General features: G+C 45.1%; 3 protein-coding genes. 1 reads left to right on the forward strand and 2 read right to left on the reverse strand.

Annotation, left to right across the window (positions count from 1 at the left end):
- Positions 1–148 precede the first annotated feature (148 nt).
- Together ABUA47_RS24145 and ABUA47_RS24150 are read right to left on the reverse strand one after the other, a co-directional pair.
- Positions 149–886, reverse strand: coding sequence for a hypothetical protein (locus ABUA47_RS24145; RefSeq protein WP_005827685.1), 738 nt, complete (start codon positions 884–886; stop codon positions 149–151).
- Positions 861–1667: a metallophosphoesterase family protein gene (locus tag ABUA47_RS24150; protein WP_034529839.1), complete on the reverse strand. Its 807-nt coding sequence runs from the start codon at positions 1665–1667 to the stop codon at positions 861–863. The genes ABUA47_RS24145 and ABUA47_RS24150 overlap by 26 nt, the downstream gene beginning before the upstream one ends.
- 284 nt (positions 1668–1951) lie before the next feature.
- Here ABUA47_RS24150 and ABUA47_RS24155 point away from each other — a divergent pair.
- Positions 1952–2584, forward strand: a 633-nt coding sequence (locus tag ABUA47_RS24155; RefSeq protein WP_349832217.1) for an ABC transporter permease, incomplete at its 3' end; no start/stop codon positions are given.

Genomic DNA, 2584 nt, shown 5'->3' on the forward strand with positions numbered 1-2584 from the left:
GCTGTTGAATTATCGTCCGATAACTGTTGGACGATAATTCAACAGCTGTCGGACGATAATATAACGATTGTGGGACGAATAGATTTAAGTAAAACAGAAATTAGTTTGTAGCAACTTCAGTAAGAGCTCATGGCGGTACTGAAAAAATTTATAGCAGTTGCAGTTTGATGCCAAATGACAAGCTCAGATAATCCTTGGGTTTCAGATACTTGTTGGTGAAGGCGCTGACTACATATAGGTCACATGTACTTATTTCATAGAAGAAAGTGATTTCTTTGGCCGTGAACCGTCGTTGCGGGTCGATGTCGTAAGTGATGCGCTGTCCTAAGAATGCATGGATGCGTACCTTAGAGGAGAAACCATAATATCCTTTAGGGTAGCGTTCCGGTTCATTGACCCAGAATTCATCGCCGAATACCGTGTTCAGATACATACCGCAAGCCAGCGGTTCTACAGAAAAACGGCTCTGTTTTATTTGCAGGCTCCAGGGAAGGTAGTTCTGCTTGACAGTGAATGTCAGCTTGGTACGTTTGGAGTCATATTTGGGCAATACTCCGAAGAATACGTCTGTTTCCCATTGGTTTCTTCTGCCGTAATCCCATCCGGTACCGAATGACAGCAACCCCATATTGCCGGCAAACTGAATTTTGGTGTGCGTCGGAATCAAGGCCTCCCAATGCCTGCGGTAGCGGTGTACGCGGCGGTCATAACGGTTCTCTCTGGTCTGGCTTTCAATGACGGCATCCGGTTGCAGGTCCATCCATACGGTATCGTGTTCTATGATGAAGATGGTATCTCTCTCTTGTGAAAAAGCAGAAAAAGAGCATACCGACAAGAAGACGACGGCGCATGCCAGGTGATTAATAATATGCCACTTCGCGTTCATATCCGTCGGGGGTTATGGTGAATATATAGTAATTGCGGTTCTTCATGCAGTCGCTCATGTAATACATTATCCCATCTTCAAAGAGGTCTTTCTCGAAGCGATGGTGTTCGTGTGCGGATGTACAGAACTGCAGTCCGGGAAATTCCTTGATGTAACGCTGGAATACGTGTGCCACATTATTGTTGAACTCGTTGCAGAACGGGCGTATATGCATGGACACAACGGTTTTATCGAATTCCTCTTCATGGTCGCGTATCTGTGCGGCAAGAAACTCGAAGTCGGGAATGGGGCGGGAGTAGTCAAATTCGATGGCGTTGGTATTCAGGCAGACAAACTTTACCCGTCCTGCAATGAAGGAGAAATTGGGGTCTCCGAATATTACGCGATAAGTCTCTTCGCCCGTGCCCAGACAGTCGTGGTTGCCGAGAAGTACCACATAGGGTATCTTGAGTTTGTTCATAATGTCCCGTTGCCAAAGGAACTCGTCTGTTACACCGAAGTCACTGACGTCTCCGCCATGAATGACGAAATCTATGTCGTCCCGCTTGTTGAGGTGGCTTACAAAGTCGTCGGTCTCGTCATACCAGCGCTGGGAATCACCCATTGTTACGAACCGGATTGTTGTCTTGTTCTGGCAGTTCTGCTCTATTTGGGCAATGTTGTGGGCATTGACATCGGTTTCACCGCTGATGTGTACATCGTAAGGGTGATAATCTATCATGTCGCAGCCGGCTATAAGCAGGCATAGGAATGAAGGATATAAGAGTTTGGGGAATTTCATGTGCAGGTGCTTCATTTTACGTTTATACTCTATCTTTAGAAAACTGTGGGCAAAGGTAAAGTTTTCATTCTTATGGATTCTTTTCTAATTTCCCTTTTTTTTGTTCTATGAGGCTGAACAGAGATTCGGCCTCTGTCTAATTTTTAGACGGGAGTGTCTAAAAATTAGACACCTTTGTCTTCTTCTGAAATACGATATGCGCTGATAATCAGGTTTGTGTATTCTTTGGCACGCTTTCTGCAATATGAAAAGCAAGAAAATAAATCTAATAAACGATAAACGGAATGAAACAAATCTATTATGTAATTCAGACTTTACTGCGGGGACGCGGTTCGAATATCATCAAGGTCATTTCTTTGGGATTGGGATTGACGATGAGTATTCTGCTTTTCTCCCGCGTGGCATATGAACAGAGTTTTGACACTTGCTTTAAGGATTATGATAACTTGTATCAGGTATGGTCGATATTCTCGGTGAAAGGAGAGAAGTTTGAGCCTCAAGAGTGGAATTGCGGTCCCGTGGCAGGGGCCATTTTGGAGAACTTCCCCAAAGAGGTGGAGTCGGCAGTAAGTTTGAGCACGTCTATGGTATCTGCTCCTCTTTACAATGGAAGCGTGCGTCTTGATGACAGGAAGATTGCAGCCGATTCGCTGTTCTTTCGTACTATGGGCATCGACGTCCTGAACGGCAATCCCGAAAAGGACTTGGTGCAGAAGGATATTATTTTCTTGAGTGAACGCTTTGCAAGGAAAGTGTTCGGTGAGGAGAATCCTATAGGGAAAACGCTTAATTATGACCATCAGTTTGACCTGACGGTGAAGGGAATCTATGCCAATTTGCCTGAGAACGCCACAATCAATCCGGAAGCGGTTATCTCGATGCCTACCTTGTGGAGCCGCAACTGGAATAACTACTCG

This window comes from Bacteroides sp. RTP31139st1_H2_RTP31139_211217, assembly GCF_040227615.1.
Taxonomy (GTDB): domain Bacteria; phylum Bacteroidota; class Bacteroidia; order Bacteroidales; family Bacteroidaceae; genus Bacteroides; species Bacteroides uniformis.